This window comes from Peribacillus sp. JNUCC 23 (assembly GCF_053653995.1).
Genome location: NZ_CM132202.1, coordinates 3,991,014 through 4,009,413, shown reverse-complemented (window position 1 = coordinate 4,009,413; position 18,400 = coordinate 3,991,014). Strand labels below are relative to the sequence as shown.

Annotated in this window: 11 protein-coding genes, 1 tRNA gene and 2 rRNA genes; 9 read left to right on the top strand and 5 right to left on the bottom strand. The window is 39.9% G+C overall.

Features of this window, described 5'->3' with window-relative positions; all coding sequences use genetic code 11:
- The first annotated feature begins 11 nt into the window (after positions 1–11).
- The 4 genes from JNUCC23_RS19240 (at position 12) to JNUCC23_RS19225 (ending at position 6,939) form a co-directional block, all read left to right on the top strand.
- Positions 12–2,522 carry a right-handed parallel beta-helix repeat-containing protein gene (locus tag JNUCC23_RS19240; protein ID WP_454213050.1) on the top strand — a complete coding sequence of 837 codons (2,511 nt, stop codon included), beginning with the start codon at positions 12–14 and terminating at the stop codon, positions 2,520–2,522.
- A gap of 669 nt (positions 2,523–3,191) precedes the next feature.
- Positions 3,192–5,318: a right-handed parallel beta-helix repeat-containing protein gene (locus JNUCC23_RS19235; protein WP_454213048.1), complete on the top strand. Its 2,127-nt coding sequence runs from the start codon at positions 3,192–3,194 to the stop codon at positions 5,316–5,318.
- A gap of 348 nt (positions 5,319–5,666) precedes the next feature.
- Entirely contained in the window at positions 5,667–6,383 is a 717-nt protein-coding gene (locus tag JNUCC23_RS19230; RefSeq protein ID WP_454213046.1) for a metallophosphoesterase family protein, read from the top strand.
- Between the two features lie 7 nt (positions 6,384–6,390).
- Positions 6,391–6,939, top strand: a complete 549-nt coding sequence (locus JNUCC23_RS19225; protein ID WP_454213044.1) for a C40 family peptidase — start codon at positions 6,391–6,393, stop codon at positions 6,937–6,939.
- 259 nt (positions 6,940–7,198) lie between these two features.
- Here the strand turns inward: JNUCC23_RS19225 and JNUCC23_RS19220 are convergent, their stop codons facing one another.
- From JNUCC23_RS19220 to JNUCC23_RS19210, 3 genes are all read right to left on the bottom strand, one after another.
- Positions 7,199–7,738, bottom strand: a complete 540-nt coding sequence (locus tag JNUCC23_RS19220) for a GDYXXLXY domain-containing protein (RefSeq protein ID WP_454213042.1) — start codon at positions 7,736–7,738, stop codon at positions 7,199–7,201.
- A complete protein-coding gene (locus JNUCC23_RS19215) occupies positions 7,728–8,789 on the bottom strand; it encodes a DUF2157 domain-containing protein (protein ID WP_454213040.1) in 1,062 nt (353 codons plus the stop codon). Before JNUCC23_RS19215 ends, JNUCC23_RS19220 begins: the two co-directional genes overlap by 11 nt.
- Positions 8,790–8,972: 183 nt before the next feature.
- A tRNA-Ala gene (locus JNUCC23_RS19210) sits at positions 8,973–9,045 on the bottom strand.
- A gap of 581 nt (positions 9,046–9,626) precedes the next feature.
- On the opposite strand from JNUCC23_RS19210, the gene JNUCC23_RS19205 reads away from it, so the two are divergent.
- Entirely contained in the window at positions 9,627–10,232 is a 606-nt protein-coding gene (locus tag JNUCC23_RS19205) for a DUF421 domain-containing protein (RefSeq protein ID WP_454213038.1), read from the top strand.
- Between the two features lie 59 nt (positions 10,233–10,291).
- On the opposite strand, the gene JNUCC23_RS19200 is transcribed toward JNUCC23_RS19205, so the two are convergent.
- Positions 10,292–10,666: a nucleotide excision repair endonuclease gene (locus JNUCC23_RS19200; protein ID WP_062186008.1), complete on the bottom strand. Its 375-nt coding sequence runs from the start codon at positions 10,664–10,666 to the stop codon at positions 10,292–10,294.
- A gap of 145 nt (positions 10,667–10,811) precedes the next feature.
- Here JNUCC23_RS19200 and JNUCC23_RS19195 point away from each other — a divergent pair, with 145 nt between their 5' ends.
- Positions 10,812–11,114: a type II toxin-antitoxin system HicB family antitoxin gene (locus tag JNUCC23_RS19195; RefSeq protein WP_454213036.1), complete on the top strand. Its 303-nt coding sequence runs from the start codon at positions 10,812–10,814 to the stop codon at positions 11,112–11,114.
- A 70-nt stretch (positions 11,115–11,184) separates the two neighbouring features.
- Here the strand turns inward: JNUCC23_RS19195 and JNUCC23_RS19190 are convergent, their stop codons facing one another.
- Entirely contained in the window at positions 11,185–11,892 is a 708-nt protein-coding gene (locus tag JNUCC23_RS19190; protein WP_454213034.1) for an MgtC/SapB family protein, read from the bottom strand.
- Positions 11,893–12,052: 160 nt separating this feature from the next.
- On the opposite strand from JNUCC23_RS19190, the gene JNUCC23_RS19185 reads away from it, so the two are divergent.
- The 3 genes from JNUCC23_RS19185 to JNUCC23_RS19175 all read left to right on the top strand — a co-directional run bounded on the left by JNUCC23_RS19185 (position 12,053) and on the right by JNUCC23_RS19175 (position 18,320).
- A complete protein-coding gene (locus JNUCC23_RS19185; protein WP_403075260.1) occupies positions 12,053–12,943 on the top strand; it encodes a DMT family transporter in 891 nt (296 codons plus the stop codon).
- A gap of 656 nt (positions 12,944–13,599) precedes the next feature.
- Positions 13,600–15,149 (top strand): 16S ribosomal RNA (locus tag JNUCC23_RS19180).
- A gap of 235 nt (positions 15,150–15,384) precedes the next feature.
- Positions 15,385–18,320: ribosomal RNA gene (locus tag JNUCC23_RS19175) — 23S ribosomal RNA — on the top strand.
- Together the 16S and 23S rRNA genes form the textbook arrangement of a ribosomal RNA operon.
- The last annotated feature ends 80 nt before the right edge of the window (positions 18,321–18,400 follow it).

Sequence of the window (18,400 nt, the reverse complement as noted above, 5' to 3'; positions counted from 1 at the left end):
GGAGCATTAGTATGGAAGGGAAAATTAAAAAGGTTAAATATGATAATGAATATGTTTACCCTATAACTGTTGGTAAGGCAGTATATGTTAATTCGACTAAAAGCCTATCAGATATAATGAGGGAGAGAGGAAGTGGCTTTGCTTCTTATGTACTTGATTTAGACAGATGGGGAGTAAGAAATGATGTTAGCGATTTTACTGATAAAGTAACTTCGCAAAAAACGTCCCAAGGGATTAATAATGCGATAGAGTGGGCATCACAAAACGGATACGTAGAAGTTATTTTACCTAAAGGAATCTATCTTGTAGATGAAAACGTTCCAATAGAACCACTTAGTTTTATGACTTTGAATCTTGGAGGATCTATCTTAAGGGTAAGGGATAATGAATTACCGAGTTATGTAATATTGGGATTTACTAAAGAGCAAAAATATTCAAGAATTACAAACGGTAAAATAGAAGGTGACCGATATACGCATAATTATGTTAGCGGTGTTGGTAATCATGAATTTGGTGTAGGAGTAAGTGTAGGAGGAGGGTCACATTTCATTTCTATTGATAATGTTGAAATCCTCAATACTACAGGTGATGCAATTAATACTGCTTCATCCTATGGGCAAATCCCAGGATTTTATATTACTTCAGCATCTTTTGAAAAGGGTTCAATTAATCCAAATACAGGAGCATTAGAAGAAAGCACCTCGAAGATAAGGTTCAAAGATACAATAAGTATGGATCTAGAGTATATAAGAAATAATAAATATTTTGGGCTATATGGTGATGGTTATGGAGGATTCGGTACAGACATTACAGTTTCTAATTTTGATGTAGCTTTTTATAAGAAAGATAACTCACTTGTCTATTATTATAAAGGAATTGAATTCTATGATGATGTACCTGTCCCAGAAGATTCAAGCTATGCAAGGTTGGTTTTCAATCAATCAGGTATTCCCGCTAATGTTACTATGACACTACGTTCTCCTAAATTCCCTTATCAAACCTTTATAGAAAAGTGCAATTTGCATCATTGTAGAAGACAAGGACTAAGTATACAAGGTAAGTTTGTTTATATTAGAGATAACCAAATTCATCATATAGAGGGTACACCTCCACAGGGGGGAATTGACATTGAGGATGGGTATGCGGGTAATCAATACATCTTTATAGATAGTAATTACTTCTACGGTAACCGTAGCTACGATATAGTGATGAAATCTGCTAGAAATGTACGAATAACAAACAATAGACTTTCTGGAGCGTTGTCAGGTCCAACACTTTCCATATCAACAGGATGTGAAAGAATAACTGTTGCTAATAATACAATAGAAAGAGGTGATGTGAATTTTTATGGTGAAGTTTATTCAGCAAATAATACTTTTTATCAATGTAGAATTAATGCGGTATCCGAGGACGGAAGAGATAAGGAAAATCTAATTGATAATTGTATATTTAAAAACTCAAAATTGAGTATAAGTAAAGTAAAAAAGTATTTGGTAAAAGTCAATAACTGTACCTTTATTGATAATAATTCAAATAATTCTTCCACAATAACCTTTAACGGTGAGCCTCAATCACTTTCGAATTGTACCTTTAAGGGGGATATTGGGTTTATTGTTTATAATGGGAATAAAAACGGTTGGGTTTTAGACGGCCTTATATTCGCAGATGTAACTAAAGAACTCGTGTTACCATCAGGTAATATTTCAAATTGTATATTTGATAATTGTATTACTATTAATCTTGGTGTTAACGGTGGAACAAATCACGAATATTATATTGATAATTGTAAATTTAACCTAACATCTACTTTATTTAATATTAACTTTTGTAAATCTGTATCAATCACTGACAGCAAAATAATTGGATTAGATGGTTATGGCTTTAGGTTGAATGGTGCTACTGATCTTACTATAAAACGGAGCATTATTAATTACCCAAGCAGTACCAGCGTTTTTGAAATTTTCAGATTAGAACCTTCTTATAATGGGAATGAGTTTTTATTGGACGGTAATGAGCTCTCAAGTAATTCTAACAAGAGACTAGTCGATATGTATTTTCCTGAAAATATAAGGAGTACGAGAGTCACTATCAAAAATAATATTTTTACGAATATTAATACTCTTTATAAGGAATTTAATCCTACCACAATTAAGCATAATAATATTATTAATGGAGTGGCGGATCCTTACTATAAATCTAGTACTGCACCTGTCTCTGGATTATATAAGTTAGGTCAAGTAATTAAAAACTCAAACCCGGTTCCTGGTGGGTTTATAGGCTGGATATGTACAACAGCTGGTTATGTCAGTAATAAAACTTGGACACCCTCTACAAATTACACAAAAGATACCCTAGTATATTATGGGGATCATGTCTATCAAGCTCAAAATAATGGTACTTCGGGTTCGAATTCTCCTACATTTCCTAATACCTCTGGTGGTACAGTTATTGATAATAACATTACTTGGATTGAAGTTAGTAATTTAGCTGTTTTTAAACAATTTGGACCTATACAAACTTGATTCGGAAAGAGGTTGCCTGGTAACGGAGAATAACGATTTTTTTTCGAGGTAACTTCATTTTGTTTATCTGAAGTCTATCTTTATCCCTATAATAATATTGAACACCTTTAAGCACAAATGAAAATTTACCTTATTGAACCAAGAAAATTGATTAATACACACATTTTCCACCCCCTACTTTCCATTTATTTGGTTTTAACTTATAAAAGAGGCAATGGAGTGCTTTGTGAAAGTAATCACAGGAATGAAAATGTTGGAGAAGAGGAAGATTGAGAGTACATTGTACCTTAATTTCTGTGCCTGTGCGTTGCGACCCTAAAGTAGACAATATAAATTCGGATTGAATGAAAGGATTCAGTGCTGACAAGCTCTGGATCCTTTTATCTTCTCATCATCTCGAAGTGTTTTAGACTCTTTGGAGGCAGTCAAGGAGAGCAGTTGACACCCTCCAAAGAGTCTGAGAACTAAACCCAGCAATGACATGTATGGAAATGATAAAAGATGAGAAGAAATGAAACAAGGGAAGCAGACGGCTTATTGCGCGTACGGTTTTACAGGTAGGAATAAGAAAGATTACATAATTCAACAACATACACCTATCGATTTAAAGATTTTAAGGGAGATCCTTATGCAATGATTTTTATAATAATGTTTACGAGGTGCGTGTTTATGAAGAAAAGATTGGGATCATTTGTTGTCGTATGGGCATTGATCATGACTTCCTTTATCCCGATAGCTAATGCTAAGGAACAATCAGATGTTTATCAATTAGAATTAAGTCGGTGGGGTGTTTACAATGATGGCACCCACTCTCTGGAAACAACAAATGGGATTAACTCAGCTCTACAATGGGCAAAAGAAAACGGTTATAAAACGTTTGAGATTCCAGATGGAACATACTTAATTGCGAAAGGATCCAAAGCTGCTGATTCGAAAGCGAGAATTAATATGGTAAGTGACATGGATCTCGTTTTCAATGATCAAACAGTTTTGCAAAAAGAAGTGAACCAATGGGAAATTTATTCGGTTCTTTACGTTGGTCCTAATGTGAAAAATGTAAAGATAACAGGGGGCACGTTCCTTGGTGACCGCGATTCACACGATTATTCACAAAAAGGAATTGACACTGCAGGGACGCATGAATGGGGATCTGGCATTGAAATAGCGGGTGCGGAAAATGTTGTGGTTGATGGTGTGAAGTTGGAGAAATTTACTGGAGATGGAATCATCGTAACTGGTACAACTGTCACAGGCTCAATGATTTTGGAAACTCATTTGGAAAAAGGCGGAATCGATGATAACGGTAAACCGGTTGCAACAGACGGCAAGATTCGAACGAATGATCGAAAAGTGACCCATTTTGACAATCAAGCATACGATACATACAATACTATTCACTTCTGGCTGCCACAAGGAATTGCGTCCGGAAGCAAAGTGAATGTGTACTATTATCGAAAAGATGGAAGTTTTATTAAAGCTGATAAACAGGTAAGGTTCTATTCGGGTGAATCAGTTATTCCTGATGGAGCGGATTATTTCCGTGCTGTTTTTGAAGCATCTTCCACAAAAGGCGTTAAAGTAAACCGAATGACTGTTGATATTTCAAAAAATATTACGATAAAAAATTCGGATATTGGCTATAACAGAAGACAGGGAATTAGCTTAGTTGGTTCAGACGGCGTGGAAATCGTCAATAATCATATCCATCATACAAATGGAACGGCTCCGCAAAGTGGAATTGATATTGAACCGGGTTTTTTTCCGGGTAAAAACACAATCATTAAAGAAAATACTTTCACGGATAACAAAATCCAGATCGTTTTAGCGTACGGTGAAAATGCCATTATTGAAGGGAATTCCTTTGTACAGTCTATTAAAGGAAGTGTTGGAGTTCATGCCCATAAAGGCTTCAGAGGAAAAGTAGTCGTAAAAGATAATACGTTTAATGGTTCTGGTCTAACTTTATATTCACAAAATGCGATTGTGGATCATAACAAATTCACAAACAGTGAAGTCAAAATGCTTGGGGGAAGTATTGAATTTAGTAATTCAATACTTGTTGATGCGAGCTTAAGTGTTGGAAATGAGGAAAATCAAAAAGTAAATAACGTATCCATCGAACATAATGGAGTTCGTCCAGGAATTCTTTACTTTGGCGATAAGTCTATTCATTTGCAAGATGTGAATATCAAAGGGAATACAAATGGACAATCCATTATTAATGGAACGGGAAATAACGAGAGCATCTATAATCGTCTGACGGTGGAAGATAACAATCGACAAGGAACGGTTCTTCCAGCCGGAACCTATAATAACTGTTCCTTTGAAGCAGGAGGAATTTCAATCAATCGTAAGGGCAAGTATATTTTAAATCACTGCTCGATTAGGGATAAAAGCAATTTGCTTTCTGTTAATAATCTTTATGGCAAACCAGATGTCACCATCAATCACTCAGTGTTTGAATTAACGGAAAATATCGGGTATGGAGCAGCTGTTTATATAGTAGGCGCCAAAAATTTTAAACTGTTTAACAGTACTGTTCTAGCAGAAAGTAATACCACAAATACCCCATTGATTAAAATAGGTCCATATGGAAACCAAAAAACAACAAACGTCTTCGGAGCAACCATCAAAGGTAATGTGATTAAAACGAAAACAGCCATTTCTGGAATAGACACTTCTAACTCGGGAACCAATGCACCGGCCTATCAAATTGAGGAAAATTCTTTATCTAACGCTAAACTGAAATTATCATCAAAAGATAGTAACGTTGAAAATAAGCTCCTTACCGAATAAGCGGAAAAAGTATTAGAATTAAATATAAGAGTTGATTACAACAAATCCTTGTGTTTATATCACAAGGATTTGTTAGTTGAAACCTAAGTTAAAGGTTCATTTTTTACCGAAAATATATATCCTTTCAAACTATTTCATCAGTGGAAAGACAGTAAAGGTCGAATCTGAAAGTAAATAATACCTTTAGAATTAAAGGCTTGGTTGATGTAAGAATTGATGATGATCGGACGAATAGGTACACTAAAGGTGTGTTCTTTTTTTAGAACGATAAGTGAAAACTAGGAATTATCGTACAAAAGAAGCAATAAAGTGAACCTATTTTCAACAAATAAGAGGAGGGGTTTCAAGATGAAACTGGCATTCATTTCAGATATTCATGGGAATGCAACTGCTTTAGACGCGGTTTTAGATGACGTAAAGGATAGAAACGTTGATAAGGTTTTTGTTCTTGGTGATATTTGTTACCGAGGGCCAGAACCGCAACGTTCTTTGGACCTTGTTCGAACATTACATACAGATGTGATCAAAGGAAATGCGGATGAATGGGTTGTTCGTGGTGTTAGGGAAGGAGAAGTGCCAGATCCTGCTTTAGAAATGATGAATAAAGAGCGAGAGTGGATTGTTTCCAACTTGGATAATGAAAGCATCGAGTATCTTAATAGCCTACCAACTGAGTTGAAGCTGCAATATGAGGGGATAAATATTCATGCTTTCCATGCTACACCAAATGATTTGTTCGAAGTGGTACTACCGCATGAAAGTGAAGAAACTCTTGTTGCAAAAATGATGGGAGCGGACGCGGATATTTATGTTTATGCACATATCCACAAACCGTATATCCGCTATATTAACGGGAAATGTATCATTAACATCGGCAGTGTTGGCTTGCCGTTTGATGGTTTGGATAAAGCGTCTTATATGATTCTTGATATTAACGAGGGTGGTTTTCAGACTTCTATTGTTAGAGTTGGGTATGATATTGAGATTGTGATGAATCAATTCAAGGGGTCTGATTATCCGAACAGGGAAATGCTCGTTACTATTTTAAAAAATGCTAAGGTTTAATTTATAGATGCTTGGTCTAAATCCACCTGCTTTAGCGGGTGGTCGTTTAATATTGTGTTTCGGTTTCAGCCAGGGGAGGAAAAAGGATGAGTTTTCGTCAAAATGGCTTATTGCAGCATTACCACTTGTGATATTGATCGTAGCGTTTATTTTTGGACCAGCTAATGCATCAGCATCTATCAATTATGGCGATGAAGTTGCGGCTGTAGCAGAAAATTATGTGGGAAGTCCTTTTAAATATGGTGGGACAACTCCCGAAGGATTTGATGCAAGCGGGTTTACTCAATTTGTTTATAAAGATGCAGCGACTGAAATGAAGATTCCGAGAACAAGTGAAAAACAGTATCAAACTGGGAAAGCTGTTCAGCAAAAAGACTTAAAAACAGGTGATTTGGTGTTCTACGCTACAGGGAAAAAAGGAATCGTTTCTTTTGTAGCCATCTATAATGGGGACGGTACATTTGTTGGGAGTACTACAAAAGGTGTAAAGATTGTTAAAATGAGTGATAAATACTGGAAGGAACGATATATCGGTGCTAAAAGGATTATTAAGTAAAAGCTTAATGTACAGGGAGATATTCATCTAATGTGGGATAATCAGTCCAGTTAGGGTTTTGCTGTAATCAAGGTTCATCTAGTATTAAGGACAAAAAGAGCATCGAATCCGATGCTCTTTTTGCTAGTTACAATGAATGGAGTAGTTGACTTTCAGGATTTTCATAATGAATGATCATATATCATCAATCATTCACCTTATATTAGGTGTTAAATTAGGGAGTGATAACGAGTATTATCCAATTTGGAAATTTGTTCAATCACTCAACAGTAATCTTCGTCAATACTGCATGCCCATTTTTCACTTTTACCAAAGCTACTGCAGGTTTAATAGTGGCGGCAGTTTCCATTTCTTTTGCCTTTTCTTCAGAAGCGTAATAATTGTCTAGACCATATCTCACTTGAATAGTTGCAGCTTTTTTTAATTCGTATGGAATTTCTAATTTTCCGTTTAGATACATGCCGTTGCTAGGTTTTTCTTTTGTTACAAGGTCGACCTTGTATAGGCCATCGCTATCTTGTTTTAGCCGTACATACACTTTTTTGTAATCACCAATATTCTTCCTTTTGAAATCGGATACAATCGAGTCATCTAGCTGTGACAGTTTAAGGGATTCTATCTCATAATGTAAATCGACATAGTTACCTCTGAATAAATCTGTCGGATCGACTGGAGCGGTTTGTAGTTTGATTTCTTCTCCGGTCAAAGTCGTCCAGACGGGAGGAGTCGCCAAAACTAATAAAATCAAGACCGGAATGAAAAATACGATGAGTGGTTGAAAAAGTCGCTTATTCTTCAATACGATCTCCTCCTTTTTTTCGTTGTTTTTCAAAAAAGAAGCCAAAACCGATCAGAATCATACCGCCGATGATAAAGGTAAGTGATTTCGGTAGGAAGTCAAAGGAGTCAAGATAATATCTAAAAATCAACGCACATATTATGACAATACTAGTCAAACTTCCTTTATGGATGAGGTAAAGAAGAAAAATAAAATAAGCTAAAGGGAACCATAAAGAAAATTCAAAGGTAAGAAATATAGCTGTAATCCCGTGCAAAAGATGCCCCTGTATATGTGTGGTTCTTTGTAACTTAGATGGAACTGGAATATATACCAGTACTATGCCCAGTATAAACAGGGTGGCAAGGATGACTGTATCCGATTTGTGAAAAATGAACTTCGGTATAAATTCTATTAGGAATAAGGCGATGGTATTGATGGCTAAAGCGTTAATCAAAAAGGTCAAGAGCTTAGGGTAATCGAATTTTTTTAATAGGACGTATAAAGCTGGTAAAAACACAAGAATGGCAAGCGGATAGGACGTTTCATCAAGGAATATACTTCCGTTTAGATAAATGAAAAGCAGGGCGGAAGTGAAAAGAAGTATGGCGATATCCTTTAAATAGTGGCCAATGAATATCGCTCCGATGGCCCATAATAAAAAGGAGCTGTTAAAATTAATACTGATGTTAAACATCTGTTCAATTAGAAAAATACCTGCTCCAAATATCAAAATACCGACATAATGCAAACTTCTTGCTGTTTTCGGAAAGCGTGTCTGCCATTTTACCCCTGTGAAATTCACCCCAATTAGACACGCGATAATAATCAGCAATTTTCCACCTTTACTTATATAAATCCAGTTGCTTGCTACGAAGGTTAATATACCTAGACCTAAAAGAAGTGCCCCGATAGCTAATAAAATAGTAATGAAATTTAATCCAACCCTTACATCATAGGAATTTAAAATTTTCTCTTGATCTTTCTTGGAGATAATACCTCCAGTTTCAAGGTACTTTAGTTCGTGTTCAAGAAAAACAAACTGTTTTTTCGTTATTTCCTTTTTGCTCAAAGTGACCCCTCCTTCCATCTTCTTCTATTATACAAGTTAAAAAGCAGATGATGAATGTAATTGGTGGAGAAATGATTTTTTTTAGTGGTCAATTTGTGATCTTTTAGGTTGAAGCAGATAAATAGCAAAAAAATGCCCAATCTCTTGTTTACCATGAGATTGAGCATTTGTTCTCTTTTATTATGGAGACTAGCGGGATCGAACCGCTGACCTTTTGGCTGCCAGCCAAACGCTCTCCCAGCTGAGCTAAGCCCCCGTTAAAGTATATTTATAATTTTATCTATTTTTCTGAAAAAGTCAATGGGTTTTTACTAGAAAAATTTCTTTGTGTTTATCTTACTGGAACTAAGTTGAATTGAATCACCCATGTAAAGGGTTTTGAGGAAGAAATCTGAAAAATTTAGTGAAAAATCATCTCGATTTCATAGGCTTTTATATTTCCATTGCTAGATTTTTCGCTTTAAGAGGATGTTCAAAAAGTCCGGTAAAAAAAGCTTACGAATTGAATCAAAGCTCTGTCTCTCTGGTCCTCGAGACTATCGCTCGCAGAACTTCTTGGCTCTTTTTATCATCCTTTTTGAACAAGCACTTTAAGACTTTCCCTTTAGAAAGCAATATGAAGAAAATTGATGGATTAAATAAAGGTCGTCGTAGAGGTCCAAATCCAGATGAAGTTTATCGAACCATTTGATTTTTAACAATATTAGTGGATGAGTATATCCTAAAAAGCGTCTGACTCTTTGGGTTAGGATAGGCTGTTCCAGTAATGAACAGTATAGTAATTCTTAACATGGTTATCATATCACTATCCGTGAATCTGACAGGTAGGGGACATACATGAATCTAATAATTGTTTGGGAAGCGGTCGTTCTGGTGATAACTGGTATACTACTATTGAGGGTAATGGGCCGAAAATCAGTTGCGCATATGACATTATCCCAGACGATGGTCATGGTTTCGATCGGAACCATTATTGCTCATCCGATTGTTGAGCATAGCGTAATAAAAGCGATCATTGTGGGTGGAGTGTTTGTTGTGACACTTGTAATAATAGAATATCTTCAAGTTAAATTTAATGGTTTAGAAAAATTTTTAACTGGAAAGTCTCGGGTCGTCATTGAAAATGGAATGGTGAAAGTGGATAACTTAAAGAAGCTTCGACTTACGGTGGACCAATTAGAAATGCAGATGCGCAATAAAGGACTCACGAATTATCATGATATTAAAATAGGAACGATTGAACCGAATGGGCAATTGGGCTATGAGTTAAATGATGATGCCAAGCCGCTTACAGTCGGGCAATTTAAACAGATGATGGCGACCTTTGCTACTCAGAATCCCACTGTGCCATCTTCTGAAAATGAAACTGTTAAAAAAGAAGAATCAAATATATTTCAAGAAATTAATAAACCAAACAAAGGTAACCCGCCGTTTCTAAAGTAAGTTAATAATTGATTATATCAAAAAAAGCTGAGTGCAAGTGCAATCAGCTTTTATCCATTTTATCTAAAAAAAACTTTATCTACATTATACGTCGCTTCAAGTTTATTAATGATATACGTTTCATAAATTTCACGGTCCGTCGGATCTTCCACATAGCAAATCTCAATTCTGGATACTTCGTTTCTATGCAGTTTGATCGGTGAAACGGAATCTTCGAAGTGCTTCTTGATTCTTTGGCGTAGCTTTCTAGCTTTCCCAACGAAAAGTAATTGTCCCTCGTTGTTAAAGAACGTAAAGATTCCACCTTTATCTCTTGGAATCAGGTGAAAGTCAATAAAACCGTAAATATCAGGAATGATTGGCTCGTCCCCTTCTACGATTTGTTTACGCTGTTTAATGGTTAGATCTGCTGTAGGGATTGTAATATTAATCATGAACAGTCACTTCCTCTATTTAATAAAGATAAATGGTATCATAAGTAAAGAAGAAAAGCTATTTGAGAAAAAAATCAATATCAAGTATGTTGTGGTAAGTTTATTTTGCTACAATAATGAACTAGAGCGTTGAAGGGAGATAATTATGACACAATATCCAGTGATTTATTATTATGAAGCAAGAGTGATGAAAGAAGATTATACAATTCATGTGGTTTTTCCGGATCTGAAAGCAGTGGGATTATCGGCTTCTACAGCTGGAAATGATCTAGAGGATGCAAGAGAGGCAGCCCAGGATTTATTGGCCATTGCGATAGACATGGCGGCAGACGAAGGGAAAACCTTGCCAGAAGCAACTCCAATTGAGAGAGTCGATATTGCGCAATTTTACGTAGAAGAAGAAGTAGGAAAACCATTTCGGATAGAAGTAGAATATATTTCAGTATAAGGAAAAGCGGATGTTCTTAAAGATGCGGGTTCTGTCCATTTGTTTAGGACAGCCGCTTTTCCTTATTCAATCATAAGTTTTCAATTTCTACTTTTGTGATTTCTTCAAATGTCGACACAAAATAATAGACGTCAGTCGTTTTTCGTTTTGTATCTACTAGGACTAGAAGTTGGACATAATGAAGATCGTCTTCAAGATCGTTAATACGAATATTTTTAACGAAAATATTATCCTCTTTAATTTTTTTCATGACGGTGGAGATATCATATTTGTTTGGAATCATCAATTTTAACATAATTTCCTTTTGCCGAAACTGTTTTGGTCCTATTAAGGAAACTAGCCAAGGGATAAGTTCGACACTAATGATTAATAAAATGACACCTGCAGTTGCTTCGATAAAGAATCCTGCGCCAACTGCTATCCCAATCCCTGCTGCCCCCCAAATAATTGCAGCGGTGGTTAACCCGGAAATACTATTATTATCGCGTCTGAGAATGACTCCTGCCCCGATAAAACCAATGCCTGAAACAATTTGTGCTGCAAGTCTAAGTGGATCCATCGTAATATTCACGTGATCGCTGCCTGTAAACGTATAAGCCGACTCAATCGAGACAACCGTAAGCAAACAGCTGATAATGGAGATAACTAGGCTCGTCTTCAAGCCAACAGGTTTTCGTTTAATTTCCCGTTCTAAACCGATTACTAAGCCCAGTAAAGCCGATACCCCGAGCTTTACTAAAATTTGTGCTTCTGAACTTAAATTTAAAAACCAATCCATGGCCATATCATCACCATTCATATGAAATTTTCTGTTACTATGTATTTGGTGGGCTATACCCTATACAAGGTTTCTTAAACGTATAGGTCCTCTAATTGTTAAAAAAGCGTACAATCTAACAGTATTACTTTCTATTATAAGTCTGAAAAGAGGAATTACTATGCTTCAACCTAAAATAAACCCTTATTTTGTATTATTACTTGCAGTAACATCTATTTCATTGTCAGCTATATTTGTCAAATTAGCCTCAGCACCATCAGGAGTTATTGCGTTTTATCGATTATTTTTCACGGTAGTAATCATGCTACCGTTCTTTCTGGTGAAATATCGTCACGAACTGAAACGTATAAATAAAAAAGACTGGCTACTTTCTAGTATCGCTGGAATATTTCTAGCGTTTCATTTTATCTTATGGTTCGAATCGTTAAATTACACATCCGTAGCTAGTTCGACGGTTCTTGTAACACTTCAACCGCTATTTGCTTTCGTTGGCGCCTATTTCTTTTTTAAGGAACGGTTTTCAGTGCGAGCGATCTTAAGTAGTGTAATCGCAATTGGTGGAAGCCTTGTTATTAGCTGGGGAGATTTCAAGATTAGTGGAATGGCCTTGTTTGGTGATATGCTCGCACTTATAGCCTGTGCTTTAATAACGGCCTATTTATTAGTAGGACAAACCGTAAGAAAAAGAATCTCCTCTATTACATACACCTTTGTTGTATACGGTATAAGCATGGTTACTTTATTTATTTATGTACTAGCAAAAGGAGAACCACTCGGTCCATATCCGGCAACAGACTGGATTCTATTTATCCTATTAGCTATTTTCCCAAATCTACTAGGGCATTCTCTGCTAAATTGGTCACTAAAATGGCTCAGTACAACAACTATTTCAATGGCTATTTTGTTAGAACCGGTTGGTGCAACTATTCTTGCTTACTTTATTCTTGATGAAACGGTTGTACTCACACAAATAATTGGTGGGGTTATCATCTTTGCAGGATTAATTTACTTTCTGAATGACGGTAAAAAAAACAAAGAGCGTTCGACTTAGAAAACGACAGTGTTTAAATGTCATCATCTTTTATGGGGGGTATTTAATAAAGCTAACGTACTCCAACCTATTTATCTTCACGAAAAAAAGCAGTGTAGTGTCACTGCTTTTTTTTACTATTTGAAAACAAGAGCCACTCACGAAAAAATAAGAGTGAAGGTAGAGTTCGTAGTCGAAGTCTCTCTTTCAACTGTTCCATCTCAAACAAAAGGAGTAATAAGTTATATGTGGAGATAAATGAATTATTCCGTCAGCACTAGGCTTATAAAAGAATAGACGAATCGAACTCGTAGTGAATTCTTTACTATTTATGAAGAAATGAATTGAAAATAAATAAGAGAGATGGTTAAATATAAAAAGTGATTAATAAGTGATGTAATCTTTTTTTTGAAAAAGATTAAAAAAGTATTGCAATCATGTTTTTACCGTGATATATTATTTCTTGTCGCTAAGCTAGTAACGAACGCCGACAGCAGTTAATATGAAAAAACTTTTCAAAATAATTGTTGACACGGTATGCGAGCTTGTGATAAATTATAGAAGTCGCTTCTGAGAGGAACGGCAAGTATTGCTCTTTGAAAACTGAACAAAACAAAGCGCCAACGTTTTAATTGAAGTGAGTACACACTATAACAACAAATGAGCAAGTCAAACACTTTTTGGAGAGTTTGATCCTGGCTCAGGACGAACGCTGGCGGCGTGCCTAATACATGCAAGTCGAGCGAATGATAGGGAGCTTGCTCCCTTGATTTAGCGGCGGACGGGTGAGTAACACGTGGGCAACCTACCTGTAAGACTGGGATAACTTCGGGAAACCGGAGCTAATACCGGATAATTTCTTTTCTCGCATGAGAAGAGATGGAAAGACGGTTTCGGCTGTCACTTACAGATGGGCCCGCGGCGCATTAGCTAGTTGGTGAGGTAATGGCTCACCAAGGCCACGATGCGTAGCCGACCTGAGAGGGTGATCGGCCACACTGGGACTGAGACACGGCCCAGACTCCTACGGGAGGCAGCAGTAGGGAATCTTCCGCAATGGACGAAAGTCTGACGGAGCAACGCCGCGTGAACGAAGAAGGCCTTCGGGTCGTAAAGTTCTGTTGTTAGGGAAGAACAAGTACCAGAGTAACTGCTGGTACCTTGACGGTACCTAACCAGAAAGCCACGGCTAACTACGTGCCAGCAGCCGCGGTAATACGTAGGTGGCAAGCGTTGTCCGGAATTATTGGGCGTAAAGCGCGCGCAGGTGGTTCCTTAAGTCTGATGTGAAAGCCCACGGCTCAACCGTGGAGGGTCATTGGAAACTGGGGAACTTGAGTGCAGAAGAGGAAAGTGGAATTCCAAGTGTAGCGGTGAAATGCGTAGAGATTTGGAGGAACACCAGTGGCGAAGGCGACTTTCTGGTCTGTAACTGACACTGAGGCGCGAAAGCGTGGGGAGCGAACAGGATTAGATACCCTGGTAGTCCACGCCGTAAACGATGAGTGCTAAGTGTTAGAGGGTTTCCGCCCTTTAGTGCTGCAGCTAACGCATTAAGCACTCCGCCTGGGGAGTACGGCCGCAAGGCTGAAACTCAAAGGAATTGACGGGGGCCCGCACAAGCGGTGGAGCATGTGGTTTAATTCGAAGCAACGCGAAGAACCTTACCAGGTCTTGACATCCTTTTGCCCTCCCTAGAGATAGGGACTTCCCTTCGGGGACAAAAGTGACAGGTGGTGCATGGTTGTCGTCAGCTCGTGTCGTGAGATGTTGGGTTAAGTCCCGCAACGAGCGCAACCCTTGATCTTAGTTGCCAGCATTTAGTTGGGCACTCTAAGGTGACTGCCGGTGACAAACCGGAGGAAGGTGGGGATGACGTCAAATCATCATGCCCCTTATGACCTGGGCTACACACGTGCTACAATGGATGGTACAAAGAGCTGCAAACCCGCGAGGGTAAGCGAATCTCATAAAGCCATTCTCAGTTCGGATTGTAGGCTGCAACTCGCCTACATGAAGCCGGAATCGCTAGTAATCGTGGATCAGCATGCCACGGTGAATACGTTCCCGGGCCTTGTACACACCGCCCGTCACACCACGAGAGTTTGTAACACCCGAAGTCGGTGAGGTAACCGCAAGGAGCCAGCCGCCTAAGGTGGGACAGATGATTGGGGTGAAGTCGTAACAAGGTAGCCGTATCGGAAGGTGCGGCTGGATCACCTCCTTTCTAAGGAATATAACGGGCGCTTTTGTTTTGTTCAGTTTTGAATGAGTAATTCATTCAATCAATCATGGTAAATGAAAGCAACAGATTAGTTTTTTGCTTATTCGTTACCGAATCGTTCTTTGAAAACTAGATAATAGATAGAAGGCAAATTTTTGCATTAATTTTTCAAGACATCAAGTAAGACCTTTTAACAACTAGGTTGTTTGATAAATTTTTCGTTTATCAGCCACCATATGGTTAAGTTAGAAAGGGCGCACGGTGGATGCCTTGGCACTAGGAGCCGATGAAGGACGGGACTAACACCGATATGCTTCGGGGAGCTGTAAGTAAGCTTTGATCCGGAGATTTCCGAATGGGGAAACCCACTGTTCGTAATGGAACAGTATCTTTACCTGAATACATAGGGTACTGAAGGCAGACCCGGGGAACTGAAACATCTAAGTACCCGGAGGAAGAGAAAGCAAACGCGATTTCCTGAGTAGCGGCGAGCGAAACGGAAGATAGCCCAAACCAAGAGGCTTGCCTCTTGGGGTTGTAGGACACTCAACATGGAGTTACAAAGGAACGGGGTAAGTGAAGTGATCTGGAAAGATCCGTCAAAGAAGGTAAAAACCCTGTAGCTGAAACTTCGTTCCCTCCTGAGTGGATCCTGAGTACGGCGGGACACGAGAAATCCCGTCGGAAGCAGGGAGGACCATCTCCCAAGGCTAAATACTACCTAGTGACCGATAGTGAACCAGTACCGTGAGGGAAAGGTGAAAAGCACCCCGGAAGGGGAGTGAAATAGATCCTGAAACCGTGTGCCTACAAGTAGTTAGAGCCCGTTAATGGGTGATAGCGTGCCTTTTGTAGAATGAACCGGCGAGTTACGATTTCATGCAAGGTTAAGTTGATAAGACGGAGCCGCAGCGAAAGCGAGTCTGAATAGGGCGCATGAGTATGAGGTCGTAGACCCGAAACCAGGTGATCTACCCATGTCCAGGGTGAAGTTCAGGTAACACTGAATGGAGGCCCGAACCCACGTACGTTGAAAAGTGCGGGGATGAGGTGTGGGTAGCGGAGAAATTCCAATCGAACCTGGAGATAGCTGGTTCTCTCCGAAATAGCTTTAGGGCTAGCCTCGAGATGAGAGTATTGGAGGTAGAGCACTGATTGGACTAGGGGCCCCCAACGGGTTACCGAATTCAGTCAAACTCCGAATGCCAAATACTTATTCTCGGGAGTCAGACTGCGAGTGATAAGATCCGTAGTCAAGAGGGAAACAGCCCAGACCACCAGCTAAGGTCCCCAAGTTTACGTTAAGTGGAAAAGGATGTGGAGTTGCTTAGACAACCAGGATGTTGGCTCAGAAGCAGCCATCATTTAAAGAGTGCGTAATAGCTCACTGGTCGAGTGACTCTGCGCCGAAAATGTACCGGGGCTAAACGTAACACCGAAGCTGTGGATGGATACCGTATGGTATCCGTGGTAGGAGAGCGTTCTAAGGGCGTTGAAGCTAGACCGGAAGGACTGGTGGAGCGCTTAGAAGTGAGAATGCCGGTATGAGTAGCGAAAGAAGGGTGAGAATCCCTTCCACCGAATGCCTAAGGTTTCCTGAGGAAGGCTCGTCCGCTCAGGGTTAGTCGGGACCTAAGCCGAGGCTGAAAAGCGTAGGCGATGGACAACAGGTTGATATTCCTGTACCACCTATACATCGTTTGAGCGATGGGGGGACGCAGAAGGATAGGGTAAGCGCGCTGTTGGATATGCGCGTCCAAGCAGTTAGGCCGGAAACGAGGAAAATCCCGTTTCCATTAAGGCGGAGCTGTGATGGCGAGGGAAATATAGTACCGAAGTTCCTGATTCCACGCTGCCAAGAAAAGCCTCTAGTGAGATGTAGGGTGCCCGTACCGCAAACCGACACAGGTAGGCGAGGAGAGAATCCTAAGGTGTGCGAGAGAACTCTCGTTAAGGAACTCGGCAAAATGACCCCGTAACTTCGGGAGAAGGGGTGCTTTTTAGGGTGAATAGCCCGGAAAAGCCGCAGTGAATAGGCCCAGGCGACTGTTTAGCAAAAACACAGGTCTCTGCGAAGCCGCAAGGCGAAGTATAGGGGCTGACGCCTGCCCGGTGCTGGAAGGTTAAGAGGAGAGGTTAGCCGCAAGGCGAAGCTTTGAATTGAAGCCCCAGTAAACGGCGGCCGTAACTATAACGGTCCTAAGGTAGCGAAATTCCTTGTCGGGTAAGTTCCGACCCGCACGAAAGGCGTAACGATCTGGGCACTGTCTCAACGAGAGACTCGGTGAAATTATAGTACCTGTGAAGATGCAGGTTACCCGCGACAGGACGGAAAGACCCCGTGGAGCTTTACTGCAGCCTGATATTGAATTTTGGTACAGCTTGTACAGGATAGGTAGGAGCCTGTGAAGCCGGAGCGCTAGCTTCGGTCGAGGCGTCGGTGGGATACTACCCTGGCTGTATTGAAATTCTAACCCGCGCCCCTTATCGGGGCGGGAGACAGTGTCAGGCGGGCAGTTTGACTGGGGCGGTCGCCTCCTAAAATGTAACGGAGGCGCCCAAAGGTTCCCTCAGAATGGTTGGAAATCATTCGTAGAGTGTAAAGGCACAAGGGAGCTTGACTGCGAGACCTACAAGTCGAGCAGGGACGAAAGTCGGGCTTAGTGATCCGGTGGTTCCGCATGGAAGGGCCATCGCTCAACGGATAAAAGCTACCCCGGGGATAACAGGCTTATCTCCCCCAAGAGTCCACATCGACGGGGAGGTTTGGCACCTCGATGTCGGCTCATCGCATCCTGGGGCTGTAGTCGGTCCCAAGGGTTGGGCTGTTCGCCCATTAAAGCGGTACGCGAGCTGGGTTCAGAACGTCGTGAGACAGTTCGGTCCCTATCCGTCGTGGGCGCAGGAAATTTGAGAGGAGCTGTCCTTAGTACGAGAGGACCGGGATGGACGCACCGCTGGTGTACCAGTTGTTCTGCCAAGAGCATCGCTGGGTAGCTACGTGCGGACGGGATAAATGCTGAAAGCATCTAAGCATGAAGCCCCCCTCAAGATGAGATTTCCCATAGCGTAAGCTAGTAAGATCCCTGAAAGATGATCAGGTTGATAGGTCAGAGGTGGAAGCGTGGCGACATGTGGAGCTGACTGATACTAATCGATCGAGGACTTAACCTTATTGTTCTTGGAAAAGCAAAAACCCTTCTTATTATCTAGTTTTGAAGGAATGAAAATTTCTTCTTGCAAAATTTCAAAAA

Coding starts and splice junctions, on each gene's coding strand:
- JNUCC23_RS19200 (WP_062186008.1), bottom strand. CDS start 10,666: ATGATTAATATTACAATCCCTACAGCAGATCTAACCATTAAACAGCGT.
- JNUCC23_RS19185 (WP_403075260.1), top strand. CDS start 12,053: ATGCTTCAACCTAAAATAAACCCTTATTTTGTATTATTACTTGCAGTA.
- JNUCC23_RS19230 (WP_454213046.1), top strand. CDS start 5,667: ATGAAACTGGCATTCATTTCAGATATTCATGGGAATGCAACTGCTTTA.
- JNUCC23_RS19205 (WP_454213038.1), top strand. CDS start 9,627: ATGAATCTAATAATTGTTTGGGAAGCGGTCGTTCTGGTGATAACTGGT.
- JNUCC23_RS19195 (WP_454213036.1), top strand. CDS start 10,812: ATGACACAATATCCAGTGATTTATTATTATGAAGCAAGAGTGATGAAA.
- JNUCC23_RS19190 (WP_454213034.1), bottom strand. CDS start 11,892: ATGGATTGGTTTTTAAATTTAAGTTCAGAAGCACAAATTTTAGTAAAG.
- JNUCC23_RS19240 (WP_454213050.1), top strand. CDS start 12: ATGGAAGGGAAAATTAAAAAGGTTAAATATGATAATGAATATGTTTAC.
- JNUCC23_RS19225 (WP_454213044.1), top strand. CDS start 6,391: ATGCTTGGTCTAAATCCACCTGCTTTAGCGGGTGGTCGTTTAATATTG.
- JNUCC23_RS19235 (WP_454213048.1), top strand. CDS start 3,192: ATGAAGAAAAGATTGGGATCATTTGTTGTCGTATGGGCATTGATCATG.